The sequence below is a fragment of the Alicyclobacillus sp. ALC3 genome (assembly GCF_028751195.1).
GTDB lineage: Bacteria > Bacillota > Bacilli > Alicyclobacillales > Alicyclobacillaceae > Alicyclobacillus_L.
Genome location: NZ_CP066784.1, coordinates 2,085,607 through 2,103,723, shown reverse-complemented (window position 1 = coordinate 2,103,723; position 18,117 = coordinate 2,085,607). Strand labels below are relative to the sequence as shown.

The window sequence follows — 18,117 nt, the reverse complement described above, 5'->3', positions numbered from 1 at the left end:
GACACGCGCAAACAGAACACTCAGCCGTTTCGCTGAACAAAAAGGGAGGGTGCTCCTTGCTGGATGTCAACAACTTCGAATATATGAAGATTGGGCTGGCCTCACCGGAAAAAATTCGGTCATGGTCACACGGTGAAGTCAAGAAGCCGGAGACGATTAACTACAGAACACTTAAGCCGGAAAAAGAAGGCCTGTTCTGTGAGCGGATTTTTGGTCCGCAGCGGGACTGGGAGTGTCACTGCGGCAAGTACAAGCGAGTTCGCTACAAGGGCGTCGTGTGCGACCGCTGCGGCGTCGAAGTTACCCGAGCCAAGGTGCGCCGCGAGCGCATGGGGCACATTGAACTGGCCGCTCCAGTTTCACACATCTGGTACTTTAAGGGCATTCCGAGTCGCATGGGCCTAGTACTCGACATGTCGCCGCGTGCACTCGAAGAAGTCATCTACTTCGCGTCCTACGTAGTGACAGACCCAGGCGATACGCCTCTGGAAAAGAAGCAACTCCTGACAGAGAAGGAGTACCGCTCCTATCGGGAGAAGTACGGTTACGCGTTCCACGCTGGTATGGGTGCGGAAGCCATCCGCAAACTGCTGCTTGACATCGACGTCGAGCGCGAAGTCGAGACATTGAAAGAAGAACTGCGCACCGCACAGGGACAGCGGCGCAATCGCGCGATTAAACGCTTGGAAGTGCTTGAGGCGTTCCGTAATTCAGGCAACCACCCAAGTTGGATGATCCTTGAGGCCCTGCCTGTGATTCCCCCTGACCTGCGCCCGATGGTGCAACTTGACGGCGGTCGGTTTGCAACGTCTGACCTCAATGACCTGTATCGTCGAGTGATCAACCGGAATAACCGCCTGAAGCGGTTACTCGACCTCGGCGCTCCGGACATCATTGTGCAGAACGAGAAGCGCATGTTGCAGGAAGCGGTCGACGCCCTGATCGACAACGGTCGCCGCGGGCGCCCAGTCACCGGACCTGGCAACCGACCGCTGAAGTCGCTGTCGCACATGCTCAAAGGAAAACAAGGGCGCTTCCGCCAGAACTTGCTCGGCAAACGCGTTGACTACTCCGGTCGGTCCGTTATTGTTGTCGGTCCGGAACTGCGCATCTTCCAGTGCGGTCTGCCGAAGGAAATGGCGCTTGAGTTGTTCAAGCCGTTCGTCATGAAAGAGTTGGTCTCGCGTGGTCTCGCGCACAACATCAAGAGCGCGAAACGCAAAGTTGAGCGTGTGTCTCCAGAAGTGTGGGACGTTGTGGAAGACGTCATCAAAGAGCACCCGGTGCTGCTGAACCGCGCTCCGACGCTTCACCGTCTTGGCATTCAGGCGTTTGAGCCGATCCTTGTCGAAGGTCGGGCGATCAAATTGCACCCGCTCGTTTGTACGGCTTACAACGCCGACTTCGACGGCGACCAGATGGCCGTGCACGTACCTTTGTCTGCTGAAGCACAGGCAGAAGCTCGCCTGTTGATGCTGGCTGCGCACAACATCCTAAACCCGAAAGACGGCAAGCCGGTTGTCACACCGACGCAGGATATGGTGCTAGGCCCGTACTACCTCACGATTGAGAAAAAGGCTGTGCCGGGCGAGGGTCGCGTGTTCGCGGACCCCAACGAAGTGCACATGGCCTTACAGCACCAAGAGGTTACGTTGCACTCGCGTATCGTGATTCCTGCGCGTGTACTCGGGAAGAAGTCATTTACTCCCGAACAGCACGAGGCGATGTTGATCACGACGCCAGGCAAACTGATTTTCAATGAAGTGTTCCCGGCCGACTTCCCGTACATGAACTCGGCTTCAAAGAGCAATCTGCTCGAAGGGACGCCGGACGATACTTTCATTTTCGACAAGGGCGTCGACGTACGGGAACGGGTAGGCCTCCGTCAGGTTCCGAAACCGATTGTGAAAAAGGACCTCGGGAACATTCTTGGCGAGTGCTTCCGGCGGTACGGCACGACCATTACGAGTGAAATCCTTGACCGTGTGAAGCGGCTTGGTTTCCATTACTCGACGAGGGCCGGCATCACGATTTCCGTGGCGGACATCATCGTGCCAGAAGAGAAGCACACGATTGTGGCGGAGGCTGAGGCGAAGGACCACCGTCTGATGCAGCAGTATCGACGCGGCTTAATCACGGAAGAGGAACGTTACGTGTCGTTCAGCCAGATTTGGACTGAGGCAAAGGAAAAACTGTCGCAGACCCTGATGACTAGCATGGATGAGTTTAACTCCATCTACATGATGGCTACATCAGGCGCCCGCGGCAGCAACTCGCAGATTACGCAGCTGGCAGGTATGCGCGGGCTGATGGCGAACCCGTCCGGTCGGATCATTGAACTGCCGATCAAGTCCAACTTCCGCGAAGGATTGACGGTGCTCGAGTACTTCATCTCCACGCACGGTGCTCGTAAAGGGTTGGCTGACACGGCGCTGCGGACCGCAGACTCAGGCTATTTGACACGCCGCCTCGTCGACGTCGCGCAGGACACGATTGTCCGGCAGATTGACTGCGGCACCGACAAGGGCCTGCGTGTCGTGGAAATCCGCGATGGTAAGGAAATCATCGAGGACTTGGCAGACCGTCTTGAAGGACGTATTGCCTTCCAGGACCTCTTGGACCCGAACACGGGTGAAAAGATTGTCGGCAAGAACGAAATCATCGAAGCCGACATGGTGACTCGCATCATCGATTCTGGGATTAAAGAAGTGACCATCCGCTCGGTGCTGACGTGTCGCACACGCCACGGTGTCTGCGTCCGCTGCTATGGTCGTAACCTGGCAACCGGTAAAATGGTCGAAATTGGTGAAGCGGTCGGTATTATCGCTGCACAGTCAATTGGTGAACCTGGTACCCAGTTGACGATGCGTACGTTCCACACCGGTGGTGTCGCGGGCGACGACATCACACAAGGTCTGCCGCGTATTCAGGAGTTGTTCGAGGCGCGCAACCCGAAAGGTCAAGCTGTCATTACCGAGTTCGATGGCGTGATTTCGGATATCCGCGAAGTTAAAGACAAGCGTGAGGTCGAAGTGACCGGCGAGAGCGAAGTGAAGGTCTACGCCATTCCATATGGGTCACGCATCCGCGTCGCGAAGGGACAGAAAATCGAGGCGGGCGACGAACTCACCGAAGGCTCGGTTGACCCGAAAGAGATGCTGCGGGTGAAGGGGTTGCAGGGCGTGCAAAACTACCTGCTGCGCGAAGTGCAACGCGTCTATCGGTTGCAAGGTGTGGACATCAACGACAAGCATGTTGAGGTCATGGTGCGGCAGATGTTGCGCAAAGTGCGCATTCTCGACGCCGGAGACACCGAACTGTTGCCGGGCACCTATGTCGATTTGTTCGACTATGAGGAAGCAAACCGACAGACGCTGTTCAGCGGCGGTGAGCCCGCGGTAGCACGACCTGCCTTGCTTGGAATTACCAAAGCATCACTCGAGACAGACTCCTTCCTGTCTGCCGCCTCCTTCCAAGAGACGACGAGGGTGTTGACGGAAGCTGCCATCAAGGGCAAGGTCGACAGGTTGCTTGGCTTGAAGGAAAATGTGATTATCGGCAAATTGATCCCGGCTGGCACAGGTATGGCTCGTTACCGCCACATCGAGACGGTGAGTCCGGACGACGAGACGGTAACACCTTCGGCCGAGTCGGTGAAAGAAGCAGGAGACGCTGTCTCTGTGCCGGAGTAAGGGAACCTATCAGTCCTGGGGCGGCCTGTTGTCGCCCCAGGTTGTTGGGAAATGAACAGGCAATGACAAGAAACTGGTGGCCTCTTGGAAGTTGACACCGCGCTCTCACGGATGATAGAATCTCTGAGTGTGCCTTGGGCATGGTCTGTACTCTCGGGGAGGCCCAGCGATGTCACTCGACCGCATTCGCTTGGCAGGCAAGAAAACCATTGGAGCCAACCAGACCGCTAAGGCGGTTGCACAGTCGATTGTCACCGAGTTATTTGTAGCGAAGGACGCAGAAGAACACGTCATTCGTCCCATTGTCACAACTGCGCAGCAGAAGGGTATTCCAGTGTGCTGGGTGGACTCCATGAAGCAACTGGGCAAGGCATGTGGCATTGAAGTGGGAGCGGCGACGGCGGCGATTCTCAAGGACTGAGGCTGCAGTAACCAGGAAACGGGCCCCGGCTGTTCCGTTGGCGGGGTTTCGTATGCGCTCTAAACGGATGAGGGTTTGTGTGCCCACCTGCGAACCACCAGGCTCTGTGGACATGAGAAACGGCGCAGTGACAAGGTCGCTGACAATTTGAAGGGAGGTGCAGTGATGCCGACGATGAACCAGCTCGTCCGTAAAGGGCGGAAGGCCATCGACAAGAAGTCGACGGCACCGGCACTGCAGAAAGGTTACAACAGCTTCATGAAGGACCAGACGGATCTCCCGTCACCGCAAAAGCGTGGTGTGTGCACTCGTGTAGGCACAATGACACCGAAGAAGCCGAACTCAGCTCTGCGTAAGTACGCACGTGTGCGCTTGACGAACCAGATTGAAGTGACAGCCTACATTCCTGGCATTGGTCACAATCTGCAGGAGCACTCCGTCGTGCTCGTTCGCGGTGGACGTGTGAAGGACTTGCCAGGTGTTCGCTACCACATTGTGCGCGGTGCACTTGATACCGCCGGTGTGAAGGACCGCCAACAGGCTCGCTCCAAGTACGGTGCGAAGCGCGCGAAGAAGAAGTCTTAATCGAAAGGAGGCGTAACAATGCCGAGAAAAGGCCCTATTCCCAAGCGTGAAGTGATGCCGGATCCGATTTACGGAAACCGGATGGTGACTCGCCTGGTCAACAAAATTATGTATGACGGCAAAAAAGGTGTTGCACAGGGTATTGTGTACGGAGCGCTCGATGCGGTTCGCGAACGCACTGGCAAAGACCCGATGGAAGTGTACGAGGCTGCACTTCGTAACGTGATGCCGGTGCTTGAAGTCAAAGCACGCCGAGTCGGGGGTTCTAACTATCAGGTTCCGATTGAAGTTCGGACCGATCGTCGCATCACCCTTGGCATTCGCTGGCTCGTCAACTACGCCCGTCTGCGCGGCGAAAAGACGATGCAAGAGAAGTTGGCTGGCGAATTGCTCGACGCGTCCAACAACGCGGGCGGCGCTGTGAAGAAGAAGGAAGACACACACCGTATGGCCGAAGCCAATAAGGCGTTTGCCCACTACCGCTGGTAGGCTTTTGATGTGTGTGCACCCTTGGTGAGTCTGGCAACAACGAATCTGAATGGAAGGAGGGTGCTCCTTGGCACGTCAATTTTCGTTAGAGAAGACCCGGAACATTGGGATCATAGCGCATATCGATGCCGGCAAAACGACGACAACGGAACGCATTCTGTTCTACACGGGTCGCGTCCACAAAATCGGTGAAGTTCACGATGGCGCGGCGACGATGGACTGGATGGTACAGGAGCAGGAGCGCGGTATCACCATCACATCCGCCGCGACAACTGCTCAGTGGAAGAACCATCGTATCAACATCATCGACACCCCGGGACACGTCGACTTCACGGTTGAGGTTGAACGTTCTCTGCGCGTGCTTGATGGCGCCTGCGGCGTGTTTGATGCGAAAGGCGGCGTGGAGCCCCAGTCTGAAACCGTCTGGCGGCAGGCTGACAAGTACCACGTACCGCGTATTGCTTACGTCAACAAGATGGACATCATCGGCGCGGACTTTCTGTCGTGCGTCGAACAGATGCGCACACGCTTAGGCGCAAAAGCGGTTCCGATTCAACTTCCGATCGGCGCGGAAGATTCATTCGTAGGTTTGATCGACCTCGTCGAAAACCATGCAGTCATCTACACGGACGACCTCGGCGCCACAGCGGAAAGCCGCGAGATTCCGGAAGATATGAAGGAACTCGCGGAACAGTACCGCATCGAATTGATTGAGGCTGCCGCCGAAGTGGACGAGGACTTGATGATGAAGTACCTCGAAGGTGAAGAGATCACGATTGCGGAACTGAAGGCTGCGATTCGCAAGGGAACATGCAGTGTCGAACTGTTCCCGGTCCTGTGTGGATCGTCCTACCGCAACAAAGGTGTCCAGCCAATGCTTGATGCTGTGGTCGACTACTTGCCTTCGCCGCTTGACGTACCGCCGATCAAAGGCGTGACGTCCGACGGTGTGGACGTGGAACGTCACTCGAGCGACGAAGAGCCGTTCGCGGCTCTGGCGTTCAAGATCATGACCGACCCGTTCGTGGGTAAGCTCGCGTTCTTCCGCGTGTATTCGGGCACGCTCAACAGCGGCTCGTACGTTTTGAACTCCACGAAGGGCAAGCGCGAGCGCATCGGGCGTATCCTTCAGATGCACGCGAACCACCGGGAAGAGATCGAAACCGTGTACGCCGGCGACATCGCGGCGGCTGTCGGCCTCAAAGACACCACGACCGGCGATACGCTCTGCGACGAGAAGAATGTAGTGATTCTCGAGTCGATGGAGTTCCCTGATCCGGTTATCTCGGTTGCAATCGAGCCGAAGACGAAGGCCGACCAAGATAAGATGGGCATCGCACTCGGCAAACTGACGGAAGAGGACCCGACGTTCCGCACGAACACCGATCCGGAGACGGGTCAGACCATCATTTCGGGCATGGGCGAACTCCACTTGGAGATTATCGTCGACCGACTGCAGCGCGAGTTCAAGGTCGAGTGTAACGTGGGCCGTCCGCAAGTCGCCTACAAGGAGACCATCAGCCAGCGCGTCGAACAGGAAGGTAAGTTTGTGCGCCAGTCTGGCGGCCGCGGTCAGTACGGGCATGTCAAAATCATTCTGGAACCGTTGCAACGTGGTGAAGGATACGTGTTCGAAAACAAGATTGTTGGCGGCGTGGTTCCTCGGGAGTACATCCCGGCCGTTGACGAAGGTATCCACGAGGCCATGCAGAACGGCGTCGTAGCAGGGTACCCGATGATTGACATGAAAGCCACCATCTATGATGGTTCTTATCACGACGTCGACTCTTCGGAAATGGCCTTCAAGATTGCTGGTTCGATGGCGTTCAAGGCCGGTGCGGTAAAAGCTGGTCCTGTCATCCTCGAGCCAATCATGAAGGTGGAAGTCACGGTTCCGGAAGAGTACATGGGCGACATTATGGGCGATATCAACTCTCGCCGTGGTCGTGTGGAAGGCATGGATGCGCGAGGGAACGCGCAAGTCATCCACGGTTACGTCCCGCTGGCTGAGATGTTTGGTTACTCGACGAACCTGCGGTCACGTACGCAGGGACGTGGTACCTACTCGATGGAGTTTAACTCCTACGAAGAAGTGCCGAAGTCGATTGCACAGGAGATTATCTCCAAGAACAAGGGCGAATAAAGCAAAGGAGTTGACAATTCATGGGAAAAGCAAAATTTGACCGTAGCAAACCGCACGTCAACGTCGGCACGATTGGTCACGTCGACCATGGCAAAACTACACTGACGGCTGCCATTACCACGCACCAGGCGTCTAAGGGTCTGTCCCAAGCACAGAAATACGACGAGATCGACAAGGCTCCGGAAGAGCGCGAGCGTGGTATTACGATTAATACAGCGCACGTGGAATACGAGACGGAAAACCGTCACTATGCGCACGTCGACTGCCCGGGCCACGCCGACTACGTAAAGAACATGATTACCGGAGCTGCACAGATGGACGGCGCCATTCTGGTTGTCTCCGCCGCTGACGGCCCAATGCCTCAGACCCGTGAGCACATCCTGCTCGCCCGTCAGGTTGGCGTTCCGTACATTGTTGTGTTCCTGAACAAGTGCGACATGGTCGACGACGAAGAGTTGCTGGAACTCGTCGAGATGGAAGTGCGTGAACTGCTGGCTGAGTATGAGTTCCCTGGCGACGACATCCCGGTTATTCGCGGGTCCGCGTTGAGGGCACTCGAAGGCGATGCCAACTACCTGAAGGCTATCGACGAGTTGATGGACGCTGTCGACAGCTACATCCCGACGCCAGAACGCGACGTCGACAAACCGTTCCTGATGCCTGTTGAGGACGTCTTCACCATTACCGGCCGCGGTACCGTCGCAACTGGTCGTGTGGAACGTGGCTCGCTGAAGGTCGGTGACGAAGTTGAGATCGTCGGTCTACAGGAAGCGAACCGCAAGACGGTTGCAACGGGGATTGAGATGTTCCGCAAACTCCTCGACTCCGCACAGGCCGGTGACAACATCGGTGCACTGCTGCGCGGCGTAGAGCGCAAGGACATCGAACGTGGGCAGGTCATTTGCAAACCGGGCTCCATCAAGCCGCACACCAACTTCAAGGCCGAGGTTTACGTCTTGACGAAGGAAGAAGGCGGACGTCATACTCCGTTCTTCAACGGCTATCGCCCACAGTTCTACTTCCGCACGACCGACGTCACTGGCGTTTGCCAGTTGCCGGAAGGGACCGAGATGGTCATGCCTGGCGACAACATCACGATGGATGTTGAGCTCATTGCTTCGATCGCCCTAGAGGAAGGCACGCGCTTCGCCATTCGCGAAGGCGGCCGCACGGTCGGCGCCGGCGTCGTCAGCAACATCTCGAAGTAAGTGAGACACAGCTTTGTAGTTTGAATGTCATTGGGAGTCGTCCCGGCAGGTCAACTGCTGTGGACGACTCTTTTGATTAAGTGGGTAAAAGTCGAATTTACGCTTGTTTTCGAGGCGCGCGTCTAGTATAATTTCGAATGTTGGTCTCTGACAGCGATGAGGCAGAAGGTTGCTCATGTGTCCACTGCCATATGGGGCACCACTGAGGGGAATTTCTGCGGAGTATGTCCAAATCATTGGGCGACAAAGGAGGGAAAACATATGGCGAAGCAGAAGATTCGGATTCGACTCAAGGCTTACGATCACCAAATCCTCGATCAATCCTCAGAGAAGATTGTGGACACCGCCCGTCGTTCGGGTGCTGGCGTTGCTGGGCCCATTCCGTTACCAACGGAGCGCACGGTATACACCATTTTGCGTGCCCCGCACAAGTACAAGGATTCGCGGGAGCAATTCGAGATGCGGACGCATAAGCGTCTGATTGACATTTTGAATCCAACACCACAGACAGTAGATTCGCTGATGCGGCTCGACCTGCCGTCTGGTGTCGACATTGAAATCAAGTTGTAATCTGTTTGGAAACGCCTTGCGACATGCGTGGTGCCGTTGCTACAAGAAGGCCGGTGTGACGCGGAGAGCAGGCGCTAGAACTCGTTTGGAGTGCTGGGAGGTGCGTTTATGAAGGGCATCTTGGGGCGGAAGCTCGGGATGACACAGGTGTTCTCGGAAGACGGAACAGTCATTCCGGTTACTGTGATCGAAGCTGGCCCTTGCGTCGTCTTGCAGAAGAAGGACGTAGCGGTCGATGGCTATGAAGCCATTCAGGTTGGTTTTGCCGATAAGAAGCCGAACCGCGCAACCAAGGCGGAACAGGGTCACGCGAAAAAGGCGGACACTGCCGCCAAACGCTTTGTGCGCGAGTTTCGTGGAGTGGACCTTGGAACGTATGAAATCGGTCAACAACTGCGTGCTGATGTGTTTGCGGAGGGCGAAGTTGTTGATGTGATTGGGACGTCCAAAGGTAAGGGTTACGCGGGTCCAGTGAAACGTCACAACCAAGCGCGTGGTCCGATGGCTCACGGCTCGAAATATCACCGCGGTGTAGGCTCGCTCGGTGCGGTTGCGCCGAACCGTGTTTTCAAAGGACAGACGATGGCAGGCCGGATGGGCGGCGAGCGTACGACGGTGCAGAACCTGGTCGTAGTGCGTGTAGATGCCGACCGCAATCTGCTGCTCATCAAGGGAGCAATTCCTGGACCGAAAAACTCATTTGTGACCGTTCGGTCTGCAAAGAAAGCGAAGTAACGAAGAAAGGAGGGCAAGCACATGCCGAAAGTCCCAGTGTACAACGTGAATAAAGAGCAAGTCGGTGAAGTGGAGCTCGACGAGCGTCTGTTCGCGGCGCCGGTTCGTCCGGACTTGATGCATCAAGTGGTCCGTATGTACCTCGCTGGACAGCGCCAGGGAACCCACGATACCAAGGGGCGTTCCGAAGTGCGCGGCGGCGGTCGCAAACCGTGGCGTCAGAAAGGAACGGGGCGCGCTCGCCAAGGTAGCACCCGTTCACCGCAGTGGAAGGGTGGCGGTGTGGTCTTTGGGCCAACGCCTCGGTCTCACAAATTTAGCGTTCCGCGCAAGGTGCGTCGAGCAGCTCTGTACAGCGCCCTGTCGTCCAAGGTCGATGATGGACGCGTTGTTGTGCTTGACAAGCTTGACCTGCCGGAAGCCAAAACCAAGCATGTTGCAGCGTTACTGAAGCGTTTTGAGCTCGGGAAAGCGTTGATTGTCGATGCAGAGGTTGTAGAGGCTGCAAGCCGCTCTGCCCGCAATCTGCAGGGGATTAAATACGTCGCGGCAAACGGTGTGAATGTGTACGACCTGCTGCGCTACGAGACGCTGGTCCTGACACAGGACGCCATCGCGAAAGTGCAGGAGGTGTTCGCCTGATGGATCCGCGGGATTTGATTAAGCGTCCGGTTGTCACCGAGAAGTCTACAGGACTGATGGACAATAACCAGTATGTGTTTGAGGTTGACCGACGGGCGAACAAGACGGAAATTCGTCAAGCTGTTGAGAAGATGTTCGACGTGAAGGTTGAGAAGGTTAACACGATGATTGTGCCGGCGAAAAAGAAGCGCGTGGGTAACAATGTGGGCTATACGTCGGAGTGGAAAAAAGCGATCGTGAAGCTGGCGCCGGACTCCAAGTCGATTGAGATCTTCGGCGAGGCATAAACCAAGGCGCAGCAATGTTCTGTTCGTTGCGTCATGACGGTCCGAGTTTCACTCGGACGAGGAAAGGGAGGTTCTGTCGGTGGGCATCAAAAAACATCGCCCAACTTCACCGGGACGGCGATTTATGTCTGTATCGACTTTCGAAGAGCTGACCACCGATCAGCCTGAGAAGTCGCTTCTAGCGCCGCTGAAGAAGCGGGCTGGACGTAACCACCAAGGCAAGATCACGGTTCGCCACCAGGGTGGCGGACACAAGCGTCAGTACCGCATTATCGATTTCAAGCGGGATAAAGATGGTATTCCGGCCAAAGTAGCAACGGTCGAATATGACCCGAACCGTTCAGCGCGCATTATGCTGCTTCACTACGCTGACGGCGAGAAGCGTTACATCATCGCGGTCAACGGCCTGAAGGTCGGCGACACGGTGGTGTCCGGTCCGGGAGCGGACATTCGGCCTGGCAACGCCTTACCGCTGGCGAACATTCCGGTTGGTACCGTAGTGCACAACATCGAGATGAAGCCCGGGAAGGGCGGTCAGATCGCTCGTTCCGCAGGTGGCTCTGCTCAGTTGATGGCCCGCGAAGGCGAATATGCGACACTTCGCCTTGCGTCCGGGGAAGTTCGCCTGGTGCGTGTGGAGTGCCGCGCAACCATCGGTGAAGTCGGTAACTTGGATCACGAGAACATCAACGTCGGTAAGGCTGGACGCTCGCGCTGGATGGGTAAGCGCCCGACGGTCCGCGGTGTTGTCATGAACCCGGTCGACCACCCGCACGGCGGTGGTGAAGGTCGCGCGCCTGTAGGCCGCAAGTCGCCAATGTCGCCGTGGGGCAAACCGACCCTCGGCAAGAAGACGCGGAAGAAAAATCACCCGACCGACAAGTACATTGTCCGGCGGCGCAAGAAGTAATTCGGTGGCAGTTTGGGCATGGGGCTGAGCGAGTTAGCTCGCTCCGGCTCAAGAAAGGAGGACTCGAACATGGGACGCTCTTTGAAAAAGGGGCCGTTTGTTGACGATTACCTGATGAAGAAAGTCGAAGCCATGAGCGCCAGCGGCGAAAAGCGGGTCATCAAAACGTGGTCGCGTCGCTCGACGATTTTCCCACAGTTTGTGGGACACACGTTCGGCGTACACGACGGCCGTAAGCATGTGCCGGTTTATGTCAGTGAAGACATGGTTGGTCACAAGCTGGGTGAGTTTGCACCTACTCGGACGTTTAAAGGCCATGCTGGTGACGAACGGGCTTCGAGATCGCGCTAGGCCATGGGCCGGAAGGAGGAACTTAGCATGGAAGCGACACAAGTGCGTGCCGTGGCCAAGTACATCCGCATCGCGCCGCGTAAGGTGCGTCTGGTGGTAGACCTGATTCGTGGGAAACGGGTCGGTGAGGCCTTGGCCATTCTGAAATTCACGCCGCGAGGCGCGTCACCTGTCGTGGAGAAAGTTTTGCGCTCTGCGATGGCGAATGCGGAAAACAACCACAACTTAGACGTTGACAACCTGATCGTCAAAGAAGTATTCGTCGATCAAGGACCGACGTTGAAACGTTTCCACCCCCGTGCACAGGGACGGGCGTACAGCATCTTCAAGCGCACGAGCCACATCACTGTGGTGGTCGCCGAGAAAAGGGAGGGATAACGGCGAATGGGGCAAAAGGTCAATCCAGTTGGTCTGCGTATTGGGATCATTCGGGACTGGGAATCCAGATGGTTTGCGAACAAGAAGGATTACCAGGACTTGTTGCATGAGGACCTACGGATCCGCAATTATGTGTTCCGTCGATTGAAGGACGCTGCGGTTGCGTCCGTCGACATTGACCGTGCAGCGACGCGCATTAATGTCACGATTCACACCGCGAAACCTGGCATGGTCATCGGTAAGGGCGGTACGGAAGTTGACGCCCTTCGCAACGAGTTAAATGCACTGACTGGCAAGCGGGTGCACATCTCGATTTCTGAGATTAAATCACCGGACTTGTCCGCGAAGCTGGTCGCCGATAATATTGCGGGACAGCTCGCACGCCGTGTGTCTTTTCGCCGCGCCATGAAGCAGGCGATTCAGCGCTCGATGCGCAATGGTGCAAAGGGAATTCGTGTCCAAGTGTCAGGTCGCCTCGGCGGTGCTGAAATTGCTCGTACCGAAGGCTACTCTGAGGGCACAGTGCCTCTGCACACGTTGCGGGCTGACATTGATTACGCGCTTTCTGAGGCGCACACCACGTACGGACGGATCGGCGTGAAGGTCTGGATTTACCGGGGTGAAATCCTGCCACAGCGGGCCCGGAAAGGCGTCGAAGAAGGAGGTAACTAAACCATGTTGATGCCAAAGCGTGTCAAACACCGCAAAGAACACCGCGGCCGGATGACAGGGCAGTCCAAAGGCGGCAACGAGGTGACCTTCGGAGAGTTTGGCCTGCAGGCGCTTGAACCCGCCTGGGTTACGAACCGACAGATTGAAGCCGCACGTATTGCTATGACTCGTTACATCCGCCGTGGCGGTAAAGTGTGGATTAAAATCTTCCCGAGTAAGCCTGTCACCCAGAAGCCTGCCGAAACCCGGATGGGTAGCGGTAAAGGTTCTCCAGAGAAGTGGGTAGCGGTCGTGAAACCTGGCCGCATTCTATTCGAACTCGCCGGTGTTTCGGAAGAGACAGCGCGCGAAGCAATGCGATTGGCCGCACACAAACTTCCGATCAAGACGAAGTTTGTAGTCCGTGACGAAGTGGGTGGTGAGGCGGATGAAAGCTAACGAACTTCGGGAGTTATCAAACGAAGAGATTGAAAGCCGCATCGACCAGCTCAAGGATGAACTGTTCAACCTCCGGTTCCAACTCGCGACGGGGCAACTGGAGAACCCGATGCGTATTGGCCAGGTTCGCAAAGACATCGCCCGCGCAAAGACAGTTCTTCGGGCGCGCGAGATCGGCATCAGCTAATCCGAGAGGAGGTTGACAGGGATGGAACGCAACTACCGCAAAGTACGGGTCGGCAGAGTCGTCAGTGACAAGATGGACAAGACGATTGTCGTAGCCGTTGAGGAGTATATTAAACACCCGTTGTACGGCAAGACCATGCGTCGGACGACCAAGTTTAAGGCCCACGATGAAACGAACCAGGCAAATATTGGCGATACCGTGCGGATCATGGAGACACGCCCGCTGAGCAAGGACAAGTGCTGGCGGTTACTCGAGATTGTCAAGAAGGCCGTCGTGATCTAACAGCGGCTTCGCGAAGGGAGGCAGCGCGATGATTCAACCACAGACGAGACTTGCGGTGGCGGACAACACAGGCGCCAAGGAAATCATGTGCTTCCGCGTACTGGGCGGTTCAAACCGTAAGACTGCCAATATCGGCGACGTCATTGTCGCTTCCGTGAAGAGTGCAACACCCGGAGGCGTTGTCAAGAAAGGCGATGTCGTGAAAGCTGTCATCGTCCGCAGCAAGCGCGGTGTGCGGCGCACAGACGGGTCGTACATCCGGTTCGACGAAAATGCAGCTGTCATCATCCGCGATGACAAGAGCCCGCGCGGCACGCGCATCTTTGGTCCAGTGGCCCGCGAACTGCGCGAGCACGAGTTCATGAAAATTATCTCCCTGGCGCCGGAAGTTCTTTAAGACCAGGGGGCCAGGAGGTGCTTGCAGTGACAAAACTTCACGTGAAAAAGGGCGACAAAGTCGTCGTGATCGCCGGTAAGGACAAGAACAAGTCCGGCCGCGTGCTGTTGGTAGACCCGAAAGCCTCGCGTGTCGTGGTCGAAGGGGTCAATGTGGTGAAGCGCCACACGAAGCCGAACGCGGTGAGTCCGGAAGGCGGCGTGATTGAGAAAGAGGCGCCGATTCACGTTTCGAACGTAGCGCTCGCTGACCCGCAGAGCGGCAAACCGACTCGGGTCGGCATGAAGGTGCTCGAAGACGGGACAAAGGTACGCTACGCCAAAAAGTCTGGCGAAACGATCGACGAGTAGCCAGGTGACAGGAGGAGTTTCGGTGAGTCGGTTACGTGAGAAGTACGAGACCTCCATCGTGAAGGAAATGATGAGCAAGTTCTCATACAAGTCCGTGATGCAGGTCCCGCGAGTTGAAAAGGTCGTAATCAACATGGGTCTCGGTGAAGCGACGCAGAACCCGAAGGTGATTGACAGCGCACTCGCGGACTTGACGTTGATTGTCGGTCAAAAGCCAGTGGTCACCCGCGCGAAAAAGTCAATCGCACAGTTCCGCGTCAGGCAGGGGATGCCAATTGGAGTGAAGGTAACCCTGCGCGGCGAGCGGATGTATGAGTTTCTCGACAAGTTGATGAACGTCGCGTTGCCGCGTGTGCGCGACTTCCGTGGCGTGTCACCGAAGGCGTTTGACGGTCGCGGTAACTATACGCTCGGTCTGCGTGAGCAACTGATTTTCCCGGAAATTGACTACGACAAGGTCGACAAGGTGCGTGGTCTCGAAGTTGTCGTCGTCACGACGGCAAATTCGGATGAAGAAGCACGGTCGCTCTTGACAACGTTTGGCATGCCGTTCCGCCAGGCCTAAAAATTTTAATCCGTGGGAGGACGAAGACATGGCGAAGACATCCATGGTCGTGAAAGCCCAGCGGAAGCCGAAGTTCAGCACGCAGGCCTACACGCGTTGCCGAATCTGCGGACGACCGCACTCGGTACTGCGCAAATTCGGCATCTGCCGAATCTGCTTTCGCGAACTGGCGTATAAGGGCCAGCTGCCCGGCGTGAAGAAGGCTAGCTGGTAATCTGCTTGCTTGAAAGGGGGTTCTTTGACGGTGGTTATGACTGATCCCATTGCAGACATGCTGACTCGGATCCGCAATGCCAACATGGTTGGCCATGAGAAGCTGGAGATTCCGGGTTCCAATATTAAGCGGTCCATTGCAGAGATTTTGAAGCGCGAGGGCTACATTCGCGATGCTGAATTTATCGCGGACGACAAGCAAGGCACGATTCGCGTCTTTATGAAGTACGGCAAGGGCCAAGAACGTGTCATCACAGGGCTCAAGCGCATTAGCAAGCCCGGCCTGCGCGTGTACGCGGCGCACGACAACATTCCGCGCGTCCTGGGCGGACTCGGTACTGCCATCCTGTCCACTTCACGTGGCATTATGACAGATAAGGAAGCGCGCAAGTTGAATGTGGGCGGAGAAGTTCTCTGCTTCATCTGGTAATCCCGGTCTACGAATGGGGGTGTAACGATGTCCAGAATCGGAAGAAAGCCGGTCGTAATTCCGTCCGGTGTCAACGTGGAAATAGCCGGAACAGAAGTGACGGTGAAGGGTCCGAAAGGAACTTTGACCCGTCGCATTCACCCGGATATGAAGCTGGTTGTTGGTGAGAGTGAGATTCTCGTGGAACGCCCAAGTGACGAGAAGTTGCACCGAAGCCTGCACGGCACCACGCGCAGCGTCGTGGCGAACATGGTCGAAGGCGTGACGAACGGCTTTACAAAAAACCTTGACCTCGTCGGCGTCGGTTATCGCGCGGCGAAAAACGGCGACAAAGTGACGTTGTCTCTCGGGTTCTCACACCCAGTTGAGTTGCCAGCTGTCGAAGGTATCGAGGTCGAAGTTCCTGTGGCAACGAAGTTGGTTGTGCGCGGCATTGACAAGGAACTGGTGGGGGCGTACGCGGCGAAAGTGCGCGACATTCGCAGACCAGAGCCGTATAAGGGCAAGGGCGTCCGCTACGAAGGCGAGCGTGTCCGTCGCAAGGTCGGTAAGACTGGTAAGAAGTAATGCGCAACTGCTGTAACCTGCACAAGCCTGGCTCTGGAAGGAGGAACTCTGCATGATTACGAAGGATGACCGTAACCGCGCGCGTAAGCACCGCCACCTGCGGGTTCGCAAACGGATCACCGGCACGGAAGTTCGTCCGCGTCTGAATGTGTACCGTTCGAACAAACACATTTACGCGCAGGTCATTAACGACGTGAATGGTACGACGCTCGTGAGCGCATCGACACTCGACCCCGAGTTGAAAAGCGATGTGCAAAATGGTGGGACAGTGGAAGCTGCGAAGAAGGTTGGCGCTTTGGTCGCAAAGCGCGCCATCGACAAAGGTTTGACAGCCGTTGTCTTCGATCGTGGTGGTTACCTGTACCACGGACGCGTACAGGCGCTTGCGGACGCAGCGCGTGAAGGCGGCTTACAATTCTAACCGGAAAGGAAGGTGTACACGTGCTCATCGATCCGAATCAACTCGAACTGTCGGAAAAAGTCGTCTCGGTCAACCGCGTGTCGAAGGTGGTTAAAGGCGGACGTCGCTTCTCCTTTTCAGCGTTGGTCGTCGTCGGCGACGGCAATGGCTACGTAGGCGCAGGCCTTGGCAAAGCCGCTGAGGTCCCGGACGCGATTCGCAAGGGTATCGAGGACGCGAAAAAGAGCCTCATCCACGTACCACAAAAGAAGACGTCCATCCCGCACGAAGCGCTCGGACACTTCGGTGCTGGCCGGGTGTTGATTAAGCCGGCTCCGGAAGGCAGCGGCGTGATCGCCGGTGGACCAGTGCGCGCTGTGCTCGAAGCAGCTGGAATCAAAGACATCGTGACCAAGTCGCTCGGTTCAGCAAATCCGATCAACATGGTGCACGCAACGCTTGATGCGCTCAAGCAGTTGAAGCGCGCAGAAGAAGTTGCTCGCCTGCGCGGCAAGAGCGTTGAAGAAATTCTCGGATAGGAGGGAAAACCGTGGCCGGTAAATTGGCGATTACGCTGAAGAAAAGCCCCATCGGTCGTCCCGAAAATCAACGCAAGACGGCGCTTGCTCTTGGACTGCGGAAGTTGCAGCAGACCGTTGTGAAAGAGGATACGCCGACGATTCGCGGTATGGTGGGTCGAATCTCGCACCTCGTCGAAGTGAACACCGTCGAGGAAGCCTAAGTACAAGGAGGTGGCAGGTATGCAGCTGCACGAACTTCGCCCGGCACCTGGATCGCGACAGACCCGCAAACGTGTGGGTCGCGGCACGAGTTCTGGCATGGGTAAGACATCGACGCGCGGTCATAAGGGTCAATGGGCCCGCTCTGGCGGCGGAGTCCGCCCGGGCTTTGAAGGTGGACAGACGCCGTTGTTCCGTCGCCTGCCGAAACGTGGATTTACGAACGCTCCGTTCGCGAAACACTACGTCACGGTCAATCTTGAACGGTTGAACGAGTTGGCGGAAGGCACCGTTGTCACACCAGAATTGTTGCTTGAACAGCGGATCATCCGGTCGCTGGAGGACGGTCTGAAAGTCCTTGCACGGGGCGACTTGACAGTTAAGTTGACGGTTCGCGCACACGCTTTTTCAGAAGCCGCGAAGCAGAAGATTGAAGCGGCAGGTGGCACGGCTGAGGTGATATAA

The 18,117-nt window shown here is 56.4% G+C and carries 27 protein-coding genes; all 27 read left to right on the top strand.

Annotation, left to right across the window (positions count from 1 at the left end):
• Positions 1-56: 56 nt before the first annotated feature.
• The 27 genes from rpoC (at position 57) to rplO (ending at position 18,117) form a co-directional block, all read left to right on the top strand.
• On the top strand, positions 57-3,692 hold the full coding sequence (gene rpoC / locus JC200_RS10000; RefSeq protein ID WP_274436112.1) for a DNA-directed RNA polymerase subunit beta': 3,636 nt from the start codon (positions 57-59) through the stop codon (positions 3,690-3,692).
• Positions 3,693-3,861: 169 nt separating this feature from the next.
• Positions 3,862-4,113, top strand: a complete 252-nt coding sequence (locus tag JC200_RS09995) for a ribosomal L7Ae/L30e/S12e/Gadd45 family protein (RefSeq protein ID WP_274436111.1) — start codon at positions 3,862-3,864, stop codon at positions 4,111-4,113.
• Between the two features lie 165 nt (positions 4,114-4,278).
• Positions 4,279-4,698 carry a 30S ribosomal protein S12 gene (gene rpsL, locus JC200_RS09990; RefSeq protein WP_274436110.1) on the top strand — a complete coding sequence of 140 codons (420 nt, stop codon included), beginning with the start codon at positions 4,279-4,281 and terminating at the stop codon, positions 4,696-4,698.
• A gap of 18 nt (positions 4,699-4,716) precedes the next feature.
• Positions 4,717-5,187: a 30S ribosomal protein S7 gene (gene rpsG, locus JC200_RS09985; RefSeq protein WP_274436109.1), complete on the top strand. Its 471-nt coding sequence runs from the start codon at positions 4,717-4,719 to the stop codon at positions 5,185-5,187.
• Between the two features lie 67 nt (positions 5,188-5,254).
• Positions 5,255-7,330: an elongation factor G gene (gene fusA / locus JC200_RS09980; RefSeq protein WP_274436107.1), complete on the top strand. Its 2,076-nt coding sequence runs from the start codon at positions 5,255-5,257 to the stop codon at positions 7,328-7,330.
• A gap of 20 nt (positions 7,331-7,350) precedes the next feature.
• Complete coding sequence (gene tuf / locus JC200_RS09975) at positions 7,351-8,538, top strand: elongation factor Tu (RefSeq protein WP_274436106.1); 1,188 nt, start codon at positions 7,351-7,353, stop codon at positions 8,536-8,538.
• 261 nt (positions 8,539-8,799) lie between these two features.
• Complete coding sequence (gene rpsJ, locus JC200_RS09970) at positions 8,800-9,108, top strand: 30S ribosomal protein S10 (protein ID WP_274436105.1); 309 nt, start codon at positions 8,800-8,802, stop codon at positions 9,106-9,108.
• A 108-nt stretch (positions 9,109-9,216) separates the two neighbouring features.
• On the top strand, positions 9,217-9,843 hold the full coding sequence (rplC, locus tag JC200_RS09965) for a 50S ribosomal protein L3 (protein WP_274436104.1): 627 nt from the start codon (positions 9,217-9,219) through the stop codon (positions 9,841-9,843).
• A 21-nt stretch (positions 9,844-9,864) separates the two neighbouring features.
• A complete protein-coding gene (gene rplD, locus JC200_RS09960; RefSeq protein WP_274436103.1) occupies positions 9,865-10,485 on the top strand; it encodes a 50S ribosomal protein L4 in 621 nt (206 codons plus the stop codon).
• Complete coding sequence (gene rplW, locus JC200_RS09955; RefSeq protein ID WP_274436515.1) at positions 10,482-10,772, top strand: 50S ribosomal protein L23; 291 nt, start codon at positions 10,482-10,484, stop codon at positions 10,770-10,772. Before rplD ends, rplW begins: the two co-directional genes overlap by 4 nt.
• 79 nt (positions 10,773-10,851) lie before the next feature.
• Positions 10,852-11,682 carry a 50S ribosomal protein L2 gene (rplB, locus tag JC200_RS09950; protein ID WP_274436102.1) on the top strand — a complete coding sequence of 277 codons (831 nt, stop codon included), beginning with the start codon at positions 10,852-10,854 and terminating at the stop codon, positions 11,680-11,682.
• A 69-nt stretch (positions 11,683-11,751) separates the two neighbouring features.
• The gene (rpsS, locus tag JC200_RS09945) at positions 11,752-12,033 is read left to right on the top strand and encodes a 30S ribosomal protein S19 (RefSeq protein WP_274436101.1); all 282 of its coding nucleotides are present in this window, start codon (positions 11,752-11,754) and stop codon (positions 12,031-12,033) included.
• Positions 12,034-12,060: 27 nt separating this feature from the next.
• Positions 12,061-12,411 carry a 50S ribosomal protein L22 gene (gene rplV, locus JC200_RS09940; protein ID WP_274436100.1) on the top strand — a complete coding sequence of 117 codons (351 nt, stop codon included), beginning with the start codon at positions 12,061-12,063 and terminating at the stop codon, positions 12,409-12,411.
• Positions 12,412-12,417: 6 nt separating this feature from the next.
• Positions 12,418-13,083, top strand: coding sequence for a 30S ribosomal protein S3 (rpsC, locus tag JC200_RS09935; protein WP_274436099.1), 666 nt, complete (start codon positions 12,418-12,420; stop codon positions 13,081-13,083).
• A gap of 3 nt (positions 13,084-13,086) precedes the next feature.
• Positions 13,087-13,521, top strand: a complete 435-nt coding sequence (gene rplP, locus JC200_RS09930) for a 50S ribosomal protein L16 (RefSeq protein WP_274436098.1) — start codon at positions 13,087-13,089, stop codon at positions 13,519-13,521.
• A complete protein-coding gene (rpmC, locus tag JC200_RS09925) occupies positions 13,511-13,708 on the top strand; it encodes a 50S ribosomal protein L29 (RefSeq protein ID WP_274436097.1) in 198 nt (65 codons plus the stop codon). Before rplP ends, rpmC begins: the two co-directional genes overlap by 11 nt.
• A 21-nt stretch (positions 13,709-13,729) precedes the next feature.
• A complete protein-coding gene (gene rpsQ, locus JC200_RS09920) occupies positions 13,730-13,990 on the top strand; it encodes a 30S ribosomal protein S17 (protein WP_274436096.1) in 261 nt (86 codons plus the stop codon).
• A 28-nt stretch (positions 13,991-14,018) separates the two neighbouring features.
• On the top strand, positions 14,019-14,387 hold the full coding sequence (gene rplN / locus JC200_RS09915; RefSeq protein WP_274436095.1) for a 50S ribosomal protein L14: 369 nt from the start codon (positions 14,019-14,021) through the stop codon (positions 14,385-14,387).
• Positions 14,388-14,413: 26 nt separating this feature from the next.
• Positions 14,414-14,737, top strand: coding sequence for a 50S ribosomal protein L24 (rplX, locus tag JC200_RS09910; protein ID WP_274436094.1), 324 nt, complete (start codon positions 14,414-14,416; stop codon positions 14,735-14,737).
• Positions 14,738-14,759: 22 nt separating this feature from the next.
• Entirely contained in the window at positions 14,760-15,302 is a 543-nt protein-coding gene (gene rplE / locus JC200_RS09905; protein WP_274436093.1) for a 50S ribosomal protein L5, read from the top strand.
• Positions 15,303-15,330: 28 nt separating this feature from the next.
• Entirely contained in the window at positions 15,331-15,516 is a 186-nt protein-coding gene (locus JC200_RS09900) for a type Z 30S ribosomal protein S14 (RefSeq protein ID WP_274436092.1), read from the top strand.
• Positions 15,517-15,546: 30 nt separating this feature from the next.
• Positions 15,547-15,945, top strand: coding sequence for a 30S ribosomal protein S8 (gene rpsH / locus JC200_RS09895; RefSeq protein ID WP_274436091.1), 399 nt, complete (start codon positions 15,547-15,549; stop codon positions 15,943-15,945).
• 27 nt (positions 15,946-15,972) lie between these two features.
• On the top strand, positions 15,973-16,512 hold the full coding sequence (gene rplF / locus JC200_RS09890; protein WP_274436090.1) for a 50S ribosomal protein L6: 540 nt from the start codon (positions 15,973-15,975) through the stop codon (positions 16,510-16,512).
• A 52-nt stretch (positions 16,513-16,564) separates the two neighbouring features.
• A complete protein-coding gene (gene rplR, locus JC200_RS09885; protein WP_274436089.1) occupies positions 16,565-16,933 on the top strand; it encodes a 50S ribosomal protein L18 in 369 nt (122 codons plus the stop codon).
• 20 nt (positions 16,934-16,953) lie between these two features.
• Positions 16,954-17,451 (top strand): 30S ribosomal protein S5, encoded by a 498-nt coding sequence (gene rpsE / locus JC200_RS09880; protein WP_274436088.1) that lies wholly within the window; start codon positions 16,954-16,956, stop codon positions 17,449-17,451.
• 11 nt (positions 17,452-17,462) lie between these two features.
• On the top strand, positions 17,463-17,654 hold the full coding sequence (rpmD, locus tag JC200_RS09875) for a 50S ribosomal protein L30 (RefSeq protein WP_274436087.1): 192 nt from the start codon (positions 17,463-17,465) through the stop codon (positions 17,652-17,654).
• A gap of 19 nt (positions 17,655-17,673) precedes the next feature.
• On the top strand, positions 17,674-18,117 hold the full coding sequence (gene rplO, locus JC200_RS09870; protein ID WP_274436086.1) for a 50S ribosomal protein L15: 444 nt from the start codon (positions 17,674-17,676) through the stop codon (positions 18,115-18,117).